19 protein-coding genes are annotated in these 21,172 nt (G+C 46.4%); 8 read left to right on the top strand and 11 right to left on the bottom strand.

What is annotated here, in order from left to right:
• The first annotated feature begins 7 nt into the window (after nucleotides 1–7).
• On the top strand, nucleotides 8–277 hold the full coding sequence (locus QUA43_RS23500) for a hypothetical protein (RefSeq protein ID WP_333376892.1): 270 nt from the start codon (nucleotides 8–10) through the stop codon (nucleotides 275–277).
• Here QUA43_RS23500 and QUA43_RS23495 read toward each other — a convergent pair.
• From QUA43_RS23495 to QUA43_RS23465, 7 genes are all read right to left on the bottom strand, one after another.
• Nucleotides 270–1,340: a patatin-like phospholipase family protein gene (locus tag QUA43_RS23495; protein ID WP_333376890.1), complete on the bottom strand. Its 1,071-nt coding sequence runs from the start codon at nucleotides 1,338–1,340 to the stop codon at nucleotides 270–272. The two genes, QUA43_RS23500 and QUA43_RS23495, sit on opposite strands and share 8 nt — an antisense overlap.
• Before the next feature lie 371 nt (nucleotides 1,341–1,711).
• A complete protein-coding gene (locus QUA43_RS23490) occupies nucleotides 1,712–2,242 on the bottom strand; it encodes a peptidoglycan-binding protein (protein ID WP_333376888.1) in 531 nt (176 codons plus the stop codon).
• Between the two features lie 427 nt (nucleotides 2,243–2,669).
• Complete coding sequence (locus tag QUA43_RS23485; RefSeq protein ID WP_333376886.1) at nucleotides 2,670–4,763, bottom strand: HEAT repeat domain-containing protein; 2,094 nt, start codon at nucleotides 4,761–4,763, stop codon at nucleotides 2,670–2,672.
• Nucleotides 4,764–4,980: 217 nt separating this feature from the next.
• Nucleotides 4,981–5,340: a nitrite reductase small subunit NirD gene (nirD, locus tag QUA43_RS23480; RefSeq protein WP_333376884.1), complete on the bottom strand. Its 360-nt coding sequence runs from the start codon at nucleotides 5,338–5,340 to the stop codon at nucleotides 4,981–4,983.
• Between the two features lie 222 nt (nucleotides 5,341–5,562).
• Nucleotides 5,563–8,127 (bottom strand): nitrite reductase large subunit NirB, encoded by a 2,565-nt coding sequence (nirB, locus tag QUA43_RS23475; protein ID WP_333376882.1) that lies wholly within the window; start codon nucleotides 8,125–8,127, stop codon nucleotides 5,563–5,565.
• A gap of 343 nt (nucleotides 8,128–8,470) precedes the next feature.
• Nucleotides 8,471–9,259: an ABC-2 family transporter protein gene (locus QUA43_RS23470; protein WP_333376881.1), complete on the bottom strand. Its 789-nt coding sequence runs from the start codon at nucleotides 9,257–9,259 to the stop codon at nucleotides 8,471–8,473.
• Between the two features lie 327 nt (nucleotides 9,260–9,586).
• Complete coding sequence (locus QUA43_RS23465; RefSeq protein ID WP_333376879.1) at nucleotides 9,587–10,567, bottom strand: ATP-binding cassette domain-containing protein; 981 nt, start codon at nucleotides 10,565–10,567, stop codon at nucleotides 9,587–9,589.
• A 198-nt stretch (nucleotides 10,568–10,765) separates the two neighbouring features.
• Here QUA43_RS23465 and QUA43_RS23460 point away from each other — a divergent pair, with 198 nt between their 5' ends.
• Nucleotides 10,766–11,575, top strand: a complete 810-nt coding sequence (locus QUA43_RS23460) for a calcium-binding protein (RefSeq protein ID WP_333376877.1) — start codon at nucleotides 10,766–10,768, stop codon at nucleotides 11,573–11,575.
• A gap of 60 nt (nucleotides 11,576–11,635) precedes the next feature.
• Here QUA43_RS23460 and QUA43_RS23455 read toward each other — a convergent pair whose 3' ends face one another.
• The 3 genes from QUA43_RS23455 to QUA43_RS23445 form a co-directional block, all read right to left on the bottom strand.
• The gene (locus tag QUA43_RS23455; RefSeq protein ID WP_333376875.1) at nucleotides 11,636–12,643 is read right to left on the bottom strand and encodes an NAD(P)-dependent alcohol dehydrogenase; all 1,008 of its coding nucleotides are present in this window, start codon (nucleotides 12,641–12,643) and stop codon (nucleotides 11,636–11,638) included.
• A 161-nt stretch (nucleotides 12,644–12,804) separates the two neighbouring features.
• Nucleotides 12,805–13,608, bottom strand: coding sequence for an SDR family oxidoreductase (locus QUA43_RS23450; protein ID WP_333376873.1), 804 nt, complete (start codon nucleotides 13,606–13,608; stop codon nucleotides 12,805–12,807).
• Between the two features lie 689 nt (nucleotides 13,609–14,297).
• A complete protein-coding gene (locus QUA43_RS23445) occupies nucleotides 14,298–15,230 on the bottom strand; it encodes a LysR family transcriptional regulator (RefSeq protein ID WP_333376871.1) in 933 nt (310 codons plus the stop codon).
• Nucleotides 15,231–15,525: 295 nt separating this feature from the next.
• Here QUA43_RS23445 and QUA43_RS23440 point away from each other — a divergent pair, with 295 nt between their 5' ends.
• The 4 genes from QUA43_RS23440 (at nucleotide 15,526) to QUA43_RS23425 (ending at nucleotide 17,855) form a co-directional block, all read left to right on the top strand.
• A complete protein-coding gene (locus tag QUA43_RS23440; protein WP_333376870.1) occupies nucleotides 15,526–15,783 on the top strand; it encodes a hypothetical protein in 258 nt (85 codons plus the stop codon).
• 91 nt (nucleotides 15,784–15,874) lie between these two features.
• Nucleotides 15,875–16,138: a hypothetical protein gene (locus QUA43_RS23435; RefSeq protein ID WP_333376868.1), complete on the top strand. Its 264-nt coding sequence runs from the start codon at nucleotides 15,875–15,877 to the stop codon at nucleotides 16,136–16,138.
• Nucleotides 16,139–16,218: 80 nt separating this feature from the next.
• Nucleotides 16,219–17,310 carry a tetratricopeptide repeat protein gene (locus QUA43_RS23430; protein WP_333376866.1) on the top strand — a complete coding sequence of 364 codons (1,092 nt, stop codon included), beginning with the start codon at nucleotides 16,219–16,221 and terminating at the stop codon, nucleotides 17,308–17,310.
• 35 nt (nucleotides 17,311–17,345) lie between these two features.
• Nucleotides 17,346–17,855 carry an N-acetyltransferase gene (locus QUA43_RS23425; protein WP_333376864.1) on the top strand — a complete coding sequence of 170 codons (510 nt, stop codon included), beginning with the start codon at nucleotides 17,346–17,348 and terminating at the stop codon, nucleotides 17,853–17,855.
• Between the two features lie 225 nt (nucleotides 17,856–18,080).
• Here the strand turns inward: QUA43_RS23425 and QUA43_RS23420 are convergent, their stop codons facing one another.
• Nucleotides 18,081–19,658: an adenylate/guanylate cyclase domain-containing protein gene (locus QUA43_RS23420; protein WP_333376862.1), complete on the bottom strand. Its 1,578-nt coding sequence runs from the start codon at nucleotides 19,656–19,658 to the stop codon at nucleotides 18,081–18,083.
• An 89-nt stretch (nucleotides 19,659–19,747) separates the two neighbouring features.
• On the opposite strand from QUA43_RS23420, the gene QUA43_RS23415 reads away from it, so the two are divergent.
• Nucleotides 19,748–20,008, top strand: a complete 261-nt coding sequence (locus tag QUA43_RS23415; RefSeq protein ID WP_333376861.1) for a hypothetical protein — start codon at nucleotides 19,748–19,750, stop codon at nucleotides 20,006–20,008.
• A 296-nt stretch (nucleotides 20,009–20,304) separates the two neighbouring features.
• On the top strand, nucleotides 20,305–21,135 hold the full coding sequence (locus QUA43_RS23410; RefSeq protein WP_333376859.1) for a prepilin peptidase: 831 nt from the start codon (nucleotides 20,305–20,307) through the stop codon (nucleotides 21,133–21,135).
• Nucleotides 21,136–21,172: the final 37 nt, after the last annotated feature.

Genomic DNA, 21,172 nt, shown 5'->3' with positions numbered 1-21,172 from the left:
GTTAATTGTGAACACTTCAAGCCGGAGAGCGACTAATACCCGCACTTGCTCGTCGGTGTCAGAAACTGCAAGCCTCGTGCAGCGGCGCAAGCAATACCAAGTTTTGCGGAAACAGTTGTTGAGGTGGGAGAAAACAGCTTCGGAGTGCGATCGGTGTTCGCTAATGGGGGAAGCAGTGCGGTATGCGATGCCCTTTTCTGGGAATGAATACACACAAAGTCTTACCCCCATTAAAAATCCTCCAACCGTACATCGAGTTAACTGTCCGGTTAATTAGAATATAGTTCAGTCTCCTCCTTCAAAAGCTTACACAACTCATCCAAATCTCTCTTACTGTTTTGAATCAGTTTTTCACCTCGCTCCTCAAGGTGTTCAATATTACTGGGACTTGCGTTGTCCATTTGATCGTGACCATTATCACTACTCAATTGAAGTTGAAAACGATAGTAATTTCGGTTATTTTCTTTGTCTCCTTTAGTCACCATTAGCTGCTGAAGCTGATACGCAACAGATTCGCTTTGACCATCGAAAACAACGTTAAGTAAGGGAATTGCCCATTTGATTTGTCCCCAATTTTGGGCATCTCTATACTTATACCTCCTGGTTACTGAGCCAGTACCCAAAGAAACAACAAGGGTATCCTTACGGTGTAGTTCTTCACCAGTTTTTTTCTTGTAAGAAATCATCGCCTCCATCATTGCAAGTGAGGAAGGATTATTGGCAAAAACTCCACCGTCTACCAAAGCGTAATATCCCTCATCGGTAGTATGTGCCGTGTCGAGTTGGTAGGGTGGAAAGAATGTCGGTGCAGCAGAAGTTGCCATTGCTGCCTCCCACATTTTGAATCCGCTACATACTTTACGGCTATGAATACTTTCGGGTTCCTCTGCGTCCGGATTGCTTGTAAAAAAAACTGGTGCTCTCAGTTCGATATCATAGCTAGGGATGAAAATTTCTCGTAAGGCATCTTCAACCTTAGCTTCACCTAGAAGATTCTTTAAAACTTCTTGCTTACCTTTTGGGTTGTGCTTGGGTTGTAGCAAATCATCAAAATCCAGTCGAATATACTCATTAAAAACCTTTTGTCCATATTGACGATAGAAATTTACAAGTTCGGCAGCGGTATACTCTGGCTCATTATTGATGCTAGAGTCTGAGTTCTTTTTAGTTAAACCCAGTGCTAAAATTCCTCCTGTTGAAGTGCCTGCAATAAAATCAAACATTGTTGCTATGCGTTTTCCTGTGCGCTCTTCAATGTAGTTGAGAAGAATCGCCGGAATAATACCCCGAATACCACCACCATCAATTGAGAGAATTCTTCTCTTGAATTTAGTATCCATGACACGTACTCCTTTAGATATTGCTTAAATTATCAACTGAAATGAAACAAACTCCTACAGCATCAAAATACCAACAGCCAACGTCATCATATGGTTTTCGGTTGCATCGGAATCATAAAATCGAGTCAACAGTTAACAGTCAACCATTCAGTTTTTTGACCAAGAATTTTTTGATGGTACTCGCCACGTAATTTATCCGTGGAATCAATCCAAAATCTAAAATCTAAAATCCTCAAGCCCCCGAATTTATCCGTGGGGTCAATCCAAAATCTAAAATCTAAAATCTAAAATCGAATGACCCCTACTAAACAGTCAACAGTCAACAATTATTTCGCTCGTGCAACTGGAATTGATATTAATCCAACCCGTCATTAGTGCGGTAACTTGCTGAGGGCGTGCCAAGTTTTGTAGCCGACAATTCCATCTTGCGGTAAAGCCTTGCTGAGTTGCAATTGTCGCACTGCTACATCTGTCATCGTCCCGAAGAATCCGTCAATGGAACCGAAATAGTATCCATTCATTTTCAAGACATTCTGAACAATTTTAACAGCATTACCAGAACTGCCCTTCATGACTACCGGCATATTCACAGGTGCACCAGAGTATAGTGCTTGCCAAGTGATAGGGCCGACAATCCCATCTTCTTGTAAAAAGACGCGGTGTTGATAGCCTTTGACGGCGTTGTGAACTTGGATGCCGAAAATACCGTCAATCGCCCCGGAATAATAACCCCAATGATATAGAAGCTGTTGTAGTTCCTTGACAGCTTGACCTGTTGAACCCCTTTGTAATGTGGGTTTGTTTCCTGCAGTGGTTTCAGCAAATGCCAGACTTGATTGAGAAGTAGTATCGGCGACGAGAGCCATAGTTTCATTGTTCAAGCTTCTTTCTTCTGTGTACATAATTTGGTTCCTCTCAAGATTTAAGTTTTGGTCTTTGATATTTCAGGTATAACTGGTGGAAATTGTGGATGCACAGTAACTTTTTCGAGTGTCACTCATTTGAGTGTCACTCGTTTGAGTTAGTCCCAGTGTTAACTGTTAATATCACTTCCGGCTGCGCCGGAATGAGATACTAGACCTCTTGCAAAAATAATTAGGACGGGCTCTTCGGCCCATCCCACAAGAAAAAATAAATCTTGTGGGATGGGCCGGAGAGCCCGTCCCATCAATGGAGGAAAAGGATTTTTGCAAGAGGTCTACTGAAAGAATGTTAAGAGTGCAAGGAAGACAAGTTATGCCTAAACGTCTCAAGTTGGAGCATCCTCAAACTCCAGAAATAAGAGCAGGCATGATTAATTTTTCGAGGTGTCTAAAGGATTGTTTCCACTTACCAATCTTGGCTGCGTAGCCGACGGCCCGCTAAGGCCCGGACTTGCTCGTCGGCGTCGGAAACTGCAAGCGATCGCAACAAAGGCACAACTCCCGGATTTTCGGGATAATGTTCGATAATCGCTTCGAGTGCTGTAAACCTGGGATTGTAAGGAAAAGAACCGTTTTGATTGTCAACATCGCTCAAAGCTCGATCGCGCAAAAACTCAAACATTCCCGGCTCGTCTTTCCATCCCCGCATTAACTCTACCAGGGCGATCGCCCGCACCTGCGAATCTTCATCCTTTTGAGCTCTACTTTTGAGCCACTCGAAAGTTTGAGACTGATTTGTCCACCCACGCGCTAACTTTTGCAAAGCGATTTGTCTCACAGCCGGACTCTCATCGCCCTCTGCTTTAGCCTCCAGCAGCATCCAAGTTTCAGGATTGTCGGGCCAGTTGTAAGCAAGTTCAAGCACCGCCGCTGGGCGCACAAGCGCATGGCTAGAATCGAGCTGAATTTTCAGCCAAGGCAAGGTTTCCGGGTCGTCGGGCCACCCCCGGACGATCGCCCGCACCAGCACGCTCAGCAAGTGAGAATCTTGCTCCGACTCGACCAGGCTTTTGAGGAAAGGCAGCGTCTCGCCCCGGTGAGACCAGCGTTTTGCGATTTCTTCCACCGCAGTTTCTCGGACGTTGAGGTGTCTGTCTGACTCGGCGAGATTTTGCAACCAAGCAAAGACTTCAAGACTGGCTGACGGCAGTGCGGCGACTGCTTCCACTACTACTTGCCGCACAGTCCAGTAATCTTCGGAATCAGCTATTTTTTGCAGCAGGGGCAGGGTTTCTGGGTGGTCGGGCCAACCTGCGGCTATCTGTTGTAGGGCTATTTCTCGCAGGTCGGCGTCGCGATCGCCCAATGCTATATTTTTCAAAAAAGTCAGAGTTTCGGGGTTCCCGGGCCAGCCAGAGGCAATTGCTTGCACTGCTGCGCGCCGGACGCTCGAACTCGCGTCGGACTCGGCTTTAGTTTTCAGCAGCGGGTAAATGTCGGACTCGCCGGGCCAGTGCGAGGCTAATTCTTCTAAGGCTGCTGTCCGCACTTCTTTGCTGGTGTCGGATTCGGCTAGGGTTTTCAGCAGCAGGCAAACGTCGGCTGCGGCGGGCCAGCCCGCTGCCAACTCCCGCACCGCTACGGTTCGCAGGATAGAACTTCCTGTCTGGGCAAGGTTTTTGAGCAGGGAGGCCGTGCCTAAAAGGCTGTGCCAACCTCTGGCTATTTCTTGCCACGCACAGACTCGCACTCCCAAATTTTCGTCGGATTCGGCGGCGGTTCTCAGCACCAGCAAGGTATCTGTGCGATCGGGCCAATTTGAGGCTAACTGTTCGATTGCTGTGGTGCGGACTGCGGGACTTTGATCGAACTGAGCTAGGGCAGCCAGCAGCGGCAAGGTATCGCTCGTGTCTGGCCAACCAGAAGCCATTTCTCGGACACAGGTCGATCGCACTGCCCAGCTTCCATCGGATTTGGCGAGGTTTTTGAGCATTAGGTAAATTTCTGGCTGCTCTGGCCAACCACGGGCTATTGCTTCGACTGCTGTGGCCCGGACTTCGCCACAGTCACTGGAGTGAGCGAGTATTTTCAGCCAAGGCAGGGTTTGCGGGTCGTTTTTCCAAGTTTGGGCGATCGCCGCGATCGATCGATTGCGAATTTGATAAATTTCCTGCAATTCTTGAGCGCTTTGATAAAGAATCAGGAAACCCGTGCCGTATTGCGATAACTTTTTTAAAGCGTTTAACAGTTTTTTGGCGGTTTTTTTATTAACATCATTTTCAACTTTTAACAGGCATTGCGCTGCTAAAAACAAATTAATAAATTTTTCTTGTTGACCGTTTTGATCTGTGAGATATTCTATAATTTTGCTCGCTGTTTCTTTGTCGAGCTTAGCTGCAATTTCTGTGAGGACTTCGTGCAAAGATTCGTCCCGCCAGTGCTGGCCGAAAACTTGTGTGTTGAGTTGGCCCCAAGTCAGTTGACCGATTTTGAGTTGGGCATGGATTAACTCTGCTACAGTCTGGGGATTATTTTCGGAAACAAGTTTTTTTAACAACATAGCGATACCCTGTCCCTGAAGTTTGTTTGCATTGACAATCCTCGCATCAGCTCCGATATTAGTTGAGATTTTTTTGAGCTAGCCTGGAGTATGGAGCTAATCGACTCTATTTTATACGAAAAATACTGAGTCGGCAGGGCCCCAATGCAAAATCCGCCAGCACCCACAGGAATGTTAGGTGGTGGCGGATGGCGATCGAACAATTAAGCGGCTGAATCTAACTAACAGCTACTTGGACGCGATCGGCAGCAACCCGAACCGCAAAAGTCGGAATTTTTACCGTTTCATCGTCCAGACATTGCCCGGTAGCGAGACTAAAGTTTTGCTTGTAAATGGGAGAAGCAACTTTGAGAGTGCCGTTGCGATCGCCCACAATTCCCCGCGACAAAACAAAAGCTTTGCTAAAGGGGTCGTAATTGCTAAGCGCATAAACTTCATCCCCGTTTCCCACTCGGAAAATCGCCACTTGTTCGCCTTTAACTAAAGCGCAAACTCCAGTATAAGGGGCGATCGCATCCAGAGAACACACATCTACCCAAGTTGTTACTGTATCGGAAACTTGTAATGATTGAACCATCTTCTTTTCCTGTTATTTTACTTCAATCTCGTTCCCAGTCTCCGGCTGGGAACGTAGGTTTCGAGGCTCTGCCTCGCCTCGCGGAAGGAGGCAGAGCTTCCCAGAATTCATTCGCAGGCAGAGCCTGGGAACGAGATTCTTGCTCCCTCCCCTTAGCAAGGGGAGGGCTGGGGAGGGGTTATCTTGCTCCCTCCCCTTAGCAAGGGGAGGGCTGGGGATCGATTATTCCGATACTCCAACCAAAGATTTTTCATGTTCGTTAGCCGGCCGCGTTTGTCCCCGTTCCGCAACACGAACAATACTCGGATCGGGCAAATCGGAATTCACAAAATGCCGGAACCGCTGCACCTTTTGCGGGTCTTCAATCGTCGTTTTCCACTCACATTGATAAGTATTCACTAAATGTTCCATCTGCGCTTCTAATTCAGCACAAATGCCCAGAGAATCCTCAATTATTACCTGTTTCAAGTATTCAATCCCGCCCTCAAGTTTGTTCAACCAAGTAGCAGTGCGTTCCAATCTGTCGGCGGTGCGGATGTAGAAAACCAAGAATCGATCGATATACTTAATCAGCGTTTCCTTATCGATATCCGTCGCCAGCAAAACCGCGTGCTGTGGCTTAATGCCGCCATTGCCACACACGTACAAATTCCAACCATTCTCCGTCGCAATTATCCCAAAGTCCTTGCTTTGAGCTTCCGCGCATTCGCGAGTGCAACCAGAGACAGCAGATTTGAGCTTGTGGGGCGATCGCAAACCACGATACCGCAATTCAACCTCGATCGCCAAACTCGTAGAATCCTGCACCCCAAAGCGGCACCAAGTGCTGCCAACACAAGATTTTACAGTACGCAGAGCCTTACCGTAAGCGTGTCCCGACTCAAATCCCGCATCAATCAACCGACGCCAAATATGCGGCAATTGATCCACACGAGCTCCAAACAAATCAATCCGTTGCCCGCCAGTAATCTTAGTATAAAGCCCAAAATCCCTGGCAACTTCACCCAAAACAATCAACTTATCCGGCGTAATTTCTCCCCCCGGTATTCGCGGCACCACCGAATAAGTACCGTCGCGCTGAATGTTTGCCAAAAAGTAATCGTTCGTATCTTGCAAACCGACGTGAGACTTCTCTAAAATATGGTCATTCCAAGTAGAAGCTAGCATCGAACCAACAGCAGGCTTGCAAATTTCGCAACCCTTACCTTTGCCATGTCTTTCAATCAACTCCTCAAAAGTTTTTATCTCTTGAGCACGCACTAAATGGTACAATTCTTGACGAGAATATTCAAAATGTTCGCAGAGATTATTTTTGACTGCAAACCCAGCTTTTTTCATCTCCGACTTGAAGATATCCGTCACCAAAGGCACGCACCCGCCACAGCCTGTCCCAGCTTGAGTGCATTTCTTGACGCTGGCAACATCGGTTAAATTATAATCGCGAATCGCTGCACAAATCTGCCCTTTGGTAACATTATTGCAAGAACAAATTTGAGCCGAATCCGGCAAACTGTCAACTCCAAAACCCGCCGGTACTCCCCCTTCTCGCGGTGGCATTAACAAATCTTCGGGATGTGGCGGCAGAGCAATTTCATTTTGCATGAATTGCAGCAAAGTGCCGTAAGCCGAAGCATCTCCTACGAGAATTCCACCTAAAATCCTGCTGCCGTCTTGATTTAAAACTAATTTTTTGTAAATGCCTTGGAATGTGTCAGTAACAACAATTTCTTTAGCATCGCCCGACTTGGGAAAAGGATCACCAAAACTAGCGACATCCACCCCCAATAATTTGAGTTTAGTGGACATATCCGCACCTGTAAAAGTGCTTGTGGAACGGGCATCTTGCCCGTCATCCGCTGCACGGCTCAAAATATCTGCCGCTACGCTTGCCATTGTATACCCAGGCGCAACTAAGCCGTAGATGCGATTTTGATACAGCGCGCATTCTCCGATCGCATAAATGTCAGGATCGGAGGTTTGGCAGCTATCATTAATCACAATGCCACCGCGTTCTCCTACTTCTATACCGCAACTTTTGGCAATTTCGTCGCGGGGGCGAATTCCAGCAGAAAAGACAATCATATCTGTTGCCAATTCCGAACCGTCAGCAAACAGCATTTTAGTAACTTTGCCATCTTCGCTGACAATTTCTGTGGTAGATTTGCTGGTATGAACCGAAACCCCCAACTCTTCTATTTTGCTGCGAAGAATTGCCCCGCCCATCTCGTCAACTTGTACGGGCATCAGCCGCGGCGCAAACTCAACAACGTGAGTTTTTAGACCCATATTTTGCAGAGCATTAGCACATTCTAGACCTAACAACCCGCCGCCAATCACTACACCAGTTTGGCAATTTTTAGCGTAATCTAACATCGCCTCCAGGTCGTCAATTGTCCGGTAAACAAAAGTCCCTGTAGCGTCTTTGCCTTTAATTGATGGCACAAATGGATAGGAACCGGTCGCGAGAACAATTTTGTCGTAGGGAACTTCTAAACCGTTGGCTGAAGAGACTGTTTTTTGTTGCCGATTGATAGCGACTGCTTTGTCGCCGATGTGAAGCTTTATGTCATTTGTGTGATAAAATCCAGGTGGAACTAAAGATAAATCTCCTGCTGTTTTGCCAGAGAAAAATCCGCTGAGGTTTACGCGATCGTAAGCAACGCGCGGTTCTTCACAAAAAGTAATTAAATTCCAGTTTTTGGCAGCATCCGAGCTCACCATTAACTCTAGGAACTTGTGACCTACCATGCCATTGCCGATTACAATGAGGTTTTTTTTGGCTGTCATTAGAATCTTTTTTATCCCGTTTATCAGTCGTTGGGTTAATTAATATAAGACTTTATTGTAAACTTTTGTACTTATATATACAAAAAATGGAGGTTTATGCAATTGTCGAATACTCGCGATTGCATTTTTGCATGATGTGTGCGATCGACTTATAACATTTTAAATGTTAGATTTTAGATTTTAGATTTGGAATTACCGATCACATAAGAGTTTGCAGCTTGCATAAAGTTGCATTGTTTTTTTAAACTCGTGTTAAGTAGATGCGTCAGCTAATTGTTTTTGATAAAACGATTAATATTTGTACTGTGACGCACCTTACAGTTTTCTAATTTTTAATTATTATTTAAGCGCCCATGCCCGAATACTGCTTCAAGCCCTGTCGCCACAGCCAGCGATTCCACACAAAAAACACCGCACTCCAACCCAACATTACCAAAAAACCGCGGCCTACATCTACGGGCAATCCTATCAAGATTGAAGCGGGAAAATGAATCAAATAAGGAAAAGGCGTCCACAAAACTACTTCGCGCACGGGTGCGGGAAACACTTCTAGCGGCGCGATAAGTCCCGATAAAAACAGGTAAATTAGAAACCAGAATTGCTCGATCGCACTTGCCCTTTCCAGCCAAAAAGCAAACAGCGCAAAGGTATACTGGATCAGGAACCGCAAGCAAAAAGCCAAGACGATAACCAGCGAAAACAGCAAAAACTGGCCCAAACTCGGCAGCCAAAAAGACTGCGGGTAAAGTGCAAAAAACAGCAGCACTAATCCGCATACAAAGGGCAGCCTCGCAAACCTTTCGGAAACGTGAGATGCAAAGTGATGCCATACCGGATCGAGAGGCTGCAACAATCTATTAGATAGCGTGCCTTGCACTACTTCCTTTTCAAACTCCCAAATCACCCAAACTACATTTGTTTGCCTGACAATGAAAGCGGCTAAAAAATAACGGGCAAAGTCGATCGAATTCAGCCCAAATTGACCAGTTTCTGCCGCCTGCATCCAGACACCCATCAATATAAACGGCAAAGCTCCCGAAAGGGCCCACAAAAACAATTCCGCCCGGTATTCGAGCATATAAGCGTAGTAGGTAACGAGCAAAGTTTTAGCAATTCTAAAAATTTTGTTCATATCAATTTTAGAGTTGATTTTTTGGGTTAGCAACGGGCTAGAAGCCCGTTCCACAAAAACATTAAATCTCTAGTGGAACAGGCATCTTGCCTGTTTTTTTGGGGTTAGCAACGGGCTAGAAGCCCGTTCCACAAAAACATTGAATCTCTAGTGGAATAGGCATCTTGCGTGTTTTTTGGGGTTAGCAACGGGCTAGAAGCCCGTTCCACAAAAACACTGAATCTCTAGTGGAATAGGCAAGATGCCAATTCTACTTTATAACTATTATAACTATTATAGTGGAACAGGCATCTCGCCTGTTATAGAGAATGAGCTTATCCAAAAATCTTACACTTTTCCCGTGCGAAAAACTCTACCAATTACCTCTTCAATTGGCGGATCAGTAACAGTCAAATCTATCACTTCCAACTGCGCCAAAATCTTCGACACGCTCACCGTCAGCTCCTCCCTTTTGACTAAAAACCGTACAGAATTTCCCTCAATAGATTCTACCTCGCCGTAAGCAAAAGCACTATCTTTTGCCAGAGGCTGAGCTAATTTTACCTGAACTTCCCGATAAGGTGCAAACCTGTCGAGCAATCCATCCAGACTGCCATCATAAACTAATTGACCTTCATGGATTAACAAAACGCGCTTGCACAAAGCAGTAATGTCAGCCATGTAATGGCTCGTCAACAGCACTGTTGCTTGATAGCGCTCGTTATATTCTCGCAGAAATTGCCTGACGCTAAACTGTGCGTTTATATCCAAACCTAAAGTCGGTTCATCTAAAAATAATACCTGCGGCTGGTGCATTAGTGCGGCCATCAATTCAGCTTTCATGCGTTCGCCTAAAGACAGCTTTCGCACCGCCTGATTTAACTTGCCTTCTAGTGACAGCATTTCTGTCAATTCTCCGACTCGCCGCCGATAATCTGTATCGGGAATGCCGTAGACAGCGGCATTGATTCGCAGAGAGTCAAGCACAGGTAAATCCCAAATTAACTGCTGTTTCTGCCCCATCACTAACGTAATTTTTTGCAGAAAATCTGCCTGGCGCCGGGAAGGAGTACGATCGCACACTCTCACAGTACCCGCAGACGGATAAATCAAACCAGTCAGCATTTTCAGCGTAGTAGTTTTGCCTGCACCGTTAGCACCGAGAAACCCCACGACTTCCCCCGGTTCAATACTGAAAGAAACACCCTCAACAGCTTTGACATTGCGGTAAGTGCGACTAAAAAAGTGTCGCACTGTTCCTTTAAGTCCCGGTTCTTTAATCGCTACGGGATAAACTTTGCTCAAGTCTTCAACTAAGATAATTGGCATCGGCTCAAATTTTAACTTTTATTTTAATCTAGGATACTTCCATCAGGCTTGTGCCAAGATGGAGCGATCGAGCTGTCTAGTAGGGTTCGCCAACTATTGCTCGATCGCGAGTGAGGAAGTAACTGTGCTCTGGCGCACCCTACTAAGCTGTAGAATATTGCACAATATCCATGCTCACCTCGCACAAAGTTTACAACTATGGTACTCACGCCCGATAATTCAGGCATCTCTCGTTTGGTAGGAGACAATTCTCCTGAAAATATTACACTTGCACCAGGACAACTTGCTAGTTTTCCTGGGGGACTTTGGATGGTGGGCGGCAATGATACTGTCAGGGGCTCGTCAGATGCAGAACGGATTTTCGGCAACGATGATCAAGACAGTCTGTTAGGCGGTGTCGGCAATGATTCTATTTACGCCGGCAAAGATGATGACGATGTTTTGGGAGAAACTGGCGACGATTTCTTGACAGGAGATAGAAATAGCGATTTCCTTGATGGGGGTGCGGGAAATGATTTGCTGCGCGGAGGACAAGGTGTTGATTTGTTAGTGGGCGGAGACGGTAATGATACTTTAATTGGCGACAGAGATGTGGATATTTACCAAGGTGGTGCAGGTAGCGATGTCTTTGTTTTGCGAGTCGATCAAGCGGGAAGCAGATTAGTTGGAATTGAAGTTTCTGACGCGGTAATTGTGGATTTTGATAAGTCTAGCGATTCGATTGGAATTAGTGTGGCATTTACCAGCAGCAATATCTCCTTGGAAGAGGTAAGCTATAGCTTTAACGATCCGAGACTGCTGCTGATCGATCCTGCAAGTATAGCCGGTGGAACTAGCTTATTAGCCAAGGGTGGCATCTCGCGGCAAAGTCTCGATCCCGATGGCAACGGCCGTGTGGAAGCTACTAATATTAGATTCGGTTTTACTAATGCTTTGTTGGGTACTGTGTTGAACGTGACCCCAGCCGATTTAAACGGCCGTTTTATTAATGCTAATTCTTTGCTTTAATTCGTTGCTTATATATCTCTAGTAGGGTGCGCTAGGCGCACCTTACCCATTACCCATTATCTAACTCATCGTCAAAACTGCGCGATAGCGCACTTGATTGTCCCGGACTTTCTGCATTGCTTCATTCGCTTGTGCGATCGCAAAAACTTCGACAATCGGCTCAATCTCAAACTTCTCTGCAATTGCCAGCATTTCATTAATCATAGCGCGACCGCCGATGAGAGAACTCACAATTCGGCGTTGCTTCACCAGCAGCGAAAATAACGGAATGCTCAAAGGTTCGTCGGGAACTCCCACAAAAGAAAGCGCACCGTTAGAATCGAGAAAATCAATGTACGGAACCCAATCTAAAGCAGCAGGAACAGTGCTCAACAAAATATCTAATTTACTGCTGGGGGCTTGAGGAATTTCGCCTTTTCCTACTACAATAGCTTCGTCCGCCCCCATTTTATGTGCAAATTCTGCCTTATCTTGGGAAGTAGTAAAAACTGTAACTCGGTTTCCTAATTTTTTGGCAAATTGCACCGCCATGTGTCCTAAACCACCGATGCCGAGAATTCCAATTTCTTGGCCGGAACTCATCCCCGCATTCCGCAAACCTGCGTAAACCGTAATTCCGCCGCACAACAGCGGCCCCGCTATTTTGGAATCGATGCCTTTGGGAATAGGAAAAGCAAAGCGGGAATCTACCATCAAATAATCGGCAAAACCGCCCGGGCCTGTAACAATTAATCCCTGGTTTTCATCGCAGAGATTTTCGTTACCGCGCAAGCAGTCGCGGCACTGCAAACAAGACGACCTTTGCCAGCCGACACCAACGCGATCGCCCACTTTTAAATGAGTCACTTGCGGCCCTATTTCTGCCACTTCTCCGATAACTTCGTGGCCGGGAACGAGGGGATATTTTGATTGACCCCAATCGTTGTCAATCATGTGCAAGTCTGAGTGACAGATGCCGCAGGTTAACACTTTGATAATACATTCATGTACTTTTGGAGGTTCGACATCGAATTTGTATTCTTCAAGCAATCCGCCTGTTTTTTTAACGGCCAGTGCTTTGATTTGCATGGTGTATTTCCTGGTTTGTTTGCCATTATAGTGTTCGGGCGGCTTTCACAGTCTCTTTCTTTAGTTGTATATATTCAGATGAACCGACCCCCTAGGACTGATGCGCGTTACTAATAATTTGTCTGGTGCTTATGGCGCACCTTACCAACTACCAATTAGGATTATAACTTGCCCTTTTCCATTGCCCACTGCATCAAACCGGGAAACAACCGATAAGCTTCCGACGCTACAAAAGCGGGGCCGACGGTAACTTCTGCACGCTGATTTTTCACAGCATCCCAGATAGCTTTAGCAATATCTTCGGGCTGAGTTGCCCACTCAGATTTCAGCATTTTGCTCATTTGCTGACGGCGCAATTCGACTGCGGGTTCGTCTCGATCGCGAAATTGAGCTCTTTCTAAAAAATCGCTATTAATTAGGCCCGGATGCACGGCGCAAACGTGAATACCTTGAGGCGCTAATTCCAATCTCAAAGTTTCTGTTAAACCAGTTACTGCATATTTGCTGGCACAATAAGCAGTCATTTGAGGCAAAGGCATTTTGCCACCAATAGAACCAACATTGACTATTGTCCCTGTTTTTCGTTGCAAAAAATGTGGCAATATTTCTTGAATTGTGTTAACGCATCCCCAAAAATTGGTATTCATTAATTGCTGCCAGTCTTCGGAGGTAGTGTGCTCGATCGCCCCCGTGAGACAAATGCCAGCATTGTTAACCAAAACATCGATGTTGCCGCAGGTATCTAGGGCTTTTTGGACGATCGCGCGCACTTGATGAATGTCGCCAACATCCCCGGCAATAGCTACAGCGGAAGTGCCTTCTCGCTGCACTTGAGCCGCTGCTGCTGCCAATCTCTCTGGCTGGCGAGCTACCATCACTACATCGTAACCTTTACTTGCAAATAAAATTGCTGTTGCTTTGCCACTTCCTTGAGAAGCGCCTGTAATCAAAACTGTAGGAGCCATAGATTGTTATAAATTGTAATATCAATTCCGGTTGAACCAGAATGACTGTTGACTGTTGACTGTTGACTGTTGACTGTTAACTGTTTGAATAATACCGATGCAACCGGAAACGAGATGATTCGGACTTGTTTGATGTTGAATTTTGTAGGGCGGGTTCGCAAACAATAATTGCCCGTAATATACAATTTCATAAACCCGCCCTGCCCCTACTATACATTAATATTTCTTGGATATGGGAATTTTTTAAGAATGGCGATCGGTTTTTTTTTAACGAACCACGAAGACGCGAAGGACGCGAAGGAAGAGAGGAGAAGAGAAGGGAAGAGAAAGTCTTCAGAAAGTGTTCAGCATTATGTGAAAATTGCTATATAAATTTTCCCGATGCCTGATGCCCGATGCCCAATGCCCTGTTTGGCCAATGCCCAATGCCCCATGCCCAATGCCTAAAAAAAGAATCTTCCGAAACAACCGCCTAATTGGTCGATCGCCCTAGTGTTAATTATCGGCGTTTTAGCCGTCTCAACTTTGGAGGATTGTCAAATATGAGCATAAATCCAGGATCTGATAACAGTTAAATCTGTCTGCCTATCCCACTTGACATTGGTGACAAATTAGGAAATTGTCACCAATGGGCTCTGCCTGGGAACCAGTTAAAGAACAAATAACAATAACCAATAACAATTAATTACTTAAGAAGGATTAATCGCAAACTCGCCCTCAGAATCAATCTCTGCGGCACTTTTAACTAAATCCAAAAACGCAAAAACGGCAGGAATCAACAACCCATTCCTCAAAACAGCCACCCCAATTACCCTCTCAAAATCCGCAGGCAAACTGCAAACTTTCACCGAAGTAGGTATCGGTTCCGCCGCCAAACGGGGAAGAATTGCTGTACCCAAACCTTGCATCACCATACTGACAATAGTTGAATCTTCGCTGAGTTCGTAAGCGATATTTAAGGGAAACCCCGAAGTTGTCAAATATTTTCGCAGCGGTACAGAACAAGCATTTTCCACCGGCTGCAAAATCAATGGATAAGCCGCTAATTCTTCCCAGGTAATCTTAGCATTTGACAATTTGGCAGTTGGTGGCAGCAACACAACATATTTATCCCGCAAAATTTCCCTCGTTTCAAATTCATCGGAGATGGGAAGAGAGACAAAGCCGATGTCTGCTTTGCCCGATCGCAAAGCCTCTTCCACAGCTTGGGTATAATAAACTTCGGTAATACTAACCGTAATTTTGGGAAAGCAACTGCGAAATTTAGCAATAATACCCGGTAGGATATGAGTTGCGACACTCCGAAAAGTAACTATCCGTACCTGGCCTCCCTGCAAACCTTTTTCTAAATCCGCTTCTTTGACCATCATTTCTAAGGCGCAGGCTATTTGACGCCCGTGACTCACCACCCTTTCCCCCACTGGCGTCAGTTGAGCACCGTGTCGCCCCCGGTGGAACAATTGCACTCCCAATTCTGTTTCTAAAGAGGCGATGGCGTGGCTGATGGCGGATTGTGACAGTTCCAATTGCAAAGCCGCCTCGCTAAAGTTTTCACAGTCTGCTACAGCTATCAAAGCTTGAATCTGAGAGAGTTTCATCCGCCGCGTATTGATTTCGTTCATAGCGTTTGTGCCAGTAGTACCCAAATTGTCACAAGGGCTTCGATATATCGATTTTATTCATACAACCTATGCAAGCAATGCTTTGATTGTCAATTGCCCCAGAGTTAAGGTTAATTTATCAGGTAACAGATAGACTTTTACAGGACTTGCACGACAACAATATTGTGCTGTAATTGTGATGAAATTATTGCAGTTAAAAGCTTTTTTGTAATTTTGTTGGTGCAATTTTTGTAAAAGTTATCAATTTAAGGTGTTGGCTATGTCTACTTACAAAACTCGGATAAATCCCCGAATAATGAGATATTTTTCGAGTGCCGATCGAGCTAACCCATCCGAAAAACAGAAAGGGCAATCTCTCTTTTCAGCTATAAATCAAATTGGGCAGTTTTTGCTCTACCTCATTTCTAGTGAGGACGAACTGAGAATTTGGCAGACGTGCGATCGCTATGGTAACACTTGGTGGCACGGTTGCGATCGGGCGACTGGTCGTTCTACCTGCGTGGCGACGGATGATGAAATGCGCGCTTGGATCGATCGGCGTTATTGCCAATAGTAGTGTGTGGATTGCGTGGAAATGAAGTGAAATACAGTCCTCGATTAGCAATTACGAATTACCAATTACCAATTAGCAAGTAGGAGAGGCTATGCTTCAAATATCTTCCGAATGTGCAGCGCCAGATCGCATTATTCTGATGGAAAAAGAGGTATACAGATTGCCTCAAACTCATCGAGAAATTCAAGTTTTGTCAGGAATTGCTTGGATCACGCTTGACCAACAGGACATCATCTTGCAAAGCTCTGAAAAAGCATCGCTTCCACCCAGCAAAAACTTTGCTGTCATATCCGCTCTCAACAATATGCCACTGATTATGGCAGTCTGGCAAGACAAAAACCCAGTCAGAAGCTAGGGATTGAGAAAAATTTGGCAGGAACACCCCAAAAAGCTCTATCTTAATAGTTATCACTTAGCTATTGGAGGACTCGATCGGTGCACAGCCGCTCTTACCACTTCAGCTATCTCGCAGCTATAAGTATTGTCTTATCGCCCGCACTCAGCTTGCTGGCAATTTCAGACGCTCTAGCTTATGCCCCAACTATCAATGCGAGGCGCACCCAAGCGAGCGATTCCCTACGGGATAGCTTCGCTTCACTCGCTCAGGCAAGAGACCCCAAAACGCAAGCAGACGAACTCTTTGAAACAGGAGTAAAACAGCACCGCGAGGGTTTGTTTCGAGAAGCAATCGAGACTTTTGAGCAAGTTTTGGCAATTCGCAAGCAACTCGGCGACCAAGCGGGAATCGGAGAAACCCTCAACAATATGGGGGAAGCTTATGGCGAAATGGGTTTGAGGCCCGAAGCTTTGGAAGTTTTGCGGCAAGCTTTAGTCATTCACCGAGAAATCAGCGGAGGGCGTCGTATCGCGCGCACTCTCAATCTCATCGGTTTCGTTAACCGGATTGGGGACAATTTTTCCGAAGCGATGAAACTGCACCAAGAAGCTTTGGAACTTGCCAAAACTACCGACGACCAAATTGAAATTGGAGAATCCCTCCACAACATTGCGGCCGTGTACGCAGAACAGGTAGATTACGCCAAGGCGATCGAATTTTACCAGCAAGCGCGGACGATTCGCACGGCCACCGGCGATCGGCGGGATTTAGGCCGTACCCTCAATAACATGGGCGGCGTCTACTACAACATCGGCGACTTTAATAGAGCGATGGAATTTTACCACCAAGCTTTAGCAATTCGCCGGGAAATCGGAGACAGGGCTGGCGTCGGCCGCCTCCTCAACAACATGGCACTTACCTCTCGCAAACTCGGCAAAGATACTCAAGCGCTGATCTATTTTCAGCAAGCAATACCGATGTTAGAATCTATCGGTGACAAGACAAGTATCGGACGCTTGCTCAACAATATGGGCGCAATTCATGAAAGTCTCGGTCAAAATGCTCAAGCTCTCGAATCCTACGAGGAAGCTTTAAAAATTGCTCGTGAGGGCGGTGACAAAGCCGGAGAAACTACAGCGATGGAGGGCATTAAGCGATTGTCTTCCAGTCAGCTTGTACCGCAACAATGACTGTTAGTTGCTAGAAGAATCAATCAATATAAGCTATGTATATCCGTACCGAAAAGCCAGAAGATGTAGAAGCTGTTCGCAACATTAATATTCTGGCATTCGGGCGAGAAAATGAGGCTAACTTAGTCGATAAATTGCGGGGAATTGCATCTACATTTTCCTTCGTTGCGCTACAATCCGATCGCATTGTCGGACACATTTTCTTCAGTCCGGTTGTCGTGGAAGGAAAATGTTCTAGGAATTTGTCGATTCTAGGGTTGGCGCCAGTCGCAGTTCTACCCAACTATCAGCGGCAAGGTATCGGAACTCTGCTGATTCGGGAAGGTTTAAAAGAGTGCGGGCGATCGGGATTTCAGGCAGTTTTTGTGCTTGGTCATCCAGATTTTTATCCGCGTTTTGGGTTCATTCCTGCTAGTAGAAAGAGCTTGGGATGTGAATACGATGTACCCGATGAGGCTTTTATGGTGTTGGAGTTAGAAAGTGGAGCTTTGCAGGATAGCAGCGGAACGGTGAAGTATCGATCGGAGTTTAGTTTATGCGAGTGATATTAATTCCGCCCTTCATCGGAATTATTCATCTCTCTGTGATCTCCCTCTGCGTTCTCTGCGTTCTCTGCGGTTAAATCATTCCGATGCAACCGGAACTGATCTGACGAAGAAGTATCGTAAAAAATTATAAAAATAACATTTAGGAGTCAGAGTGGAAAAGGGTTGTGCTGTACTTGCCTTTGTGAACATAAAACCTGTACAACTATTGCCCAGCAAAGTGATTTAAACGCCCCCTTTTCCCTTCTCCCCTTTTGCACTGTGCAAAGCAAAAATCGGAGTTTGAGCAGATTTCCCCTTCAGAGCAACAGATCCCAAAGCCTGGCAAATAAAGTTTAGCTCGATCGACTCATACACCCTTTCAGCAATCAAAATTTGGTTTTCCGCCGCCTTGCTCATCAATCGAGCAGCCGTATTCACCGTATCCCCGAGGATATTAAACTCCCTGCGCCCTCGCGGTTCCCCAACCTCAGCAGCAAACACCGGCCCCAGGGACAGGCCAATTTGACAGCTTACTTTTATTTCTTTACCCCCGATAATTACCCGAGGCAAGCCTGTAATCATATCTCGGATCGCAATCGCCGCACTAGCGGCGCGGCTGGCGTCATCCCTGTGAGCGTCGGTTACGCCAAAATAAATCAGCATATCAGAACCGTCTAAGTGCGCCGTTACTTTTTGCAACACGCCCCCTTTAGCTGAGACTACAGCATCAATCGACGCAAACACCCGAGAAAAAGCCACTATCAGATTGACTTCTTCCTCCAGCGAAGCTTGGTCCACAGACTCCGGTAAACCAATCAAGTTGACAAACATCACCGTCGGTTCAGGAAAATCCGGCGGGATTTTGCGCTGATCAGCATTTTCCACCAGCAGTCTCAGAATCGCTTTGGGAATATAACTAGCAAGGGGTTCAAGCCGCTGCACAGCTTCCCCGATTTCTTTTACCAAGCCCGCAACGCTGCGATCGAGCAATACCGAACTCGGCATCCGCCGCCGAGTCAAAGTGATATCATACTCTCCGAGTTGATCGTTGGTGAAATCGTCCGCCACCAAAAAATAACCCGGTTTCCCAGCTTCAAAACGAAATTGCTCTGCCACAGACTCTCTAGCCATTTCAGTCACACACACCCGCCCCACAGTCCCAGAACCCTCAGCTTGCTTGGCTTGCTGGACTGAATGCCCCAGCAGTACGTGAGCCATCCGCAGCGGCGTACCGATGTCAGCACTAATATAGCGCCCGCAGTGGATGCCCACCCGCATCCTCAAAGACAAAACACCCCGCGCCGTTTCAATATTGGCAAATTCAGCCATCGCCCGCTGCATCCGCAAACCCGCCCGCACCGCCCTCGCTGTATCCTCTTGGTGAATTCCTGACAGAAACTGCACCAGCATCGCATCTCCGGTAAACTCCAGCAAATCCCCGCCCGATTTGCTGACAATTTCAATCATCGAGGCAAAATAGTCGTTAATCACGCCCAGCAGGCTTTCAGCTCCCTTGCGCCCCTGGGCTGCGTTCGCTTCCAACAGCGAGGTAAAGCCTGCCAAATCCGTGAACAGCAAGGTGCCTGTTTGCCACTGGTAGCGCACCTCGCCCGGGTTGGGCGGAGATTCAGACACGGGCCGGGGCACGTAGTCGTGGAGGATGTAGCGCAGAGTTCGCAGGTGATCGAAAACCCCCATTAGCGTTGCGGGGGACGGATCTACCCACGCAGCAGCGTACAGTTGAGCCGAAAGGAGCGATCGCAGCCGCAGTTCGATCGCAGCCAAGGGAGGATTGTAGGTTAATCTATTAATAATTTTCACCTAAGTTTATTCTTAAAAAATAGGGTAAGTTCGATCAATGTAGAGGCAACGCCAATAGCTCGACTTTATACCATTATGATAAGTTTCCAGTGACTCCATACCAGCCAAACCCAGAACCCACTATAGAAAATTCCGAAAGTCACAGCTTGCTAGCTCCCGATTTGATCCGAGCTGCTCGATCGGCCTATGGTATGTATCTGAAAGTGCATTCCGAGCAGATGCAGCGTCCAGCCGGTGTAGTTGTCACTCAAGGAAGCGATCGAGGTCAGCTAATTTTTGCGTCGCAGCCCGTTTTGTTGCCAGGTGAACGTTTTGTTACTTTTGACGAAATTGAATCTCAAATGTATTAGTCATTAGTCATTAGTCATTAGTCATTAGTCATTAGTCATTACTTGTTAGTTGTTACTTGTTAGTTGTTACTTGTTAGTTCAAATCGCCAATGCCCAATGTACAAGGCCCAAGGCCCAATACTTCGGTTGGTAAGCTGTGAGGACTTTAGTCCTTAAAATTTAAATAGGACTTTAGTCCTAACTACAAACCTTATGGATAAGTGACCGAATACAATCTAACAATTAATAAATAACCACAGTCAACAGTCAACAGTCAACAGTCAACAGACAACAGTCAACAGTCAACAGACAACTTAATGGAAATTATCTTTAATTCCCTTGTTGCCGCGATCATCTTTGTTTCCGGCTCGGCTATTGGCAGCTTTCTCAATGTGGTAGTCTATCGGTTGCCTGCGGGTTTGTCGGTGATACACCCTCCTTCTCGCTGTCCCAAGTGTTTAAATCAACTCAGAACTTACGAAAATATACCCGTTTTCGGTTGGCTGTGGCTGCGGGGACGCTGCAATCACTGCAGCAGTCGCATTTCTGCCCGCTATCCGTTGGTGGAAGCAGCTACGGGTTTGCTGTTTTTGTTAATCTTCTGGCGGTTTGGCGTAACAGTGCAAACTCTTGGTTTTTGGGCTTTGTTTAGCTGGCTGTTGGCTTTGTCTTTGATTGATTGCGATACAATGACTTTGCCTAATTCTTTAACTCGATCGGGTTTGGTGGTCGGATTGGTTTTCCAAATGGCGAAAGGTTTGTGGCCGACATTTAGTTTGATCGACTCGATACACTATCTGGTACTTGATGGGATCGCGGGAGCAGTTGTCGGGTTGTGGCTGTTTGACGCGATCGGACTCGCCGGGACGATCGGGCTGGGGCAGAATGCGATGGGGGCCGGAGATACCAAATTGGCCGCCTTGATGGGAGCTTGGCTGGGCTGGAAATACTTGCTGCTAGCGGGATTCATCGCCTGTGTAGCCGGGGCTTTTGCCGGTGGCGGGGCGATCGCCCTCGGGTTACTCGATCGGCGTCAACCCATGCCTTTCGGCCCGTTTCTGGCTCTCGGTGCAGCAATTACTGCTCTGTGGGGGGAAGCGATCTTATCTACTTACTTACAGTTGTTTTTCCCGAATTTTAGTTTCTGATCCGCAGGCAGTCAGGCGCGATCGAACATAATATTGT

Origin of the sequence: Microcoleus sp. N9_B4, assembly GCF_036701635.1 — a bacterium.
In the GTDB taxonomy this organism is placed as follows: Bacteria; Cyanobacteriota; Cyanobacteriia; order Cyanobacteriales; family Microcoleaceae; genus Microcoleus.
Note: the sequence above shows the minus strand (reverse complement) of the source record. Positions and strands in the feature narration are given on the sequence as shown.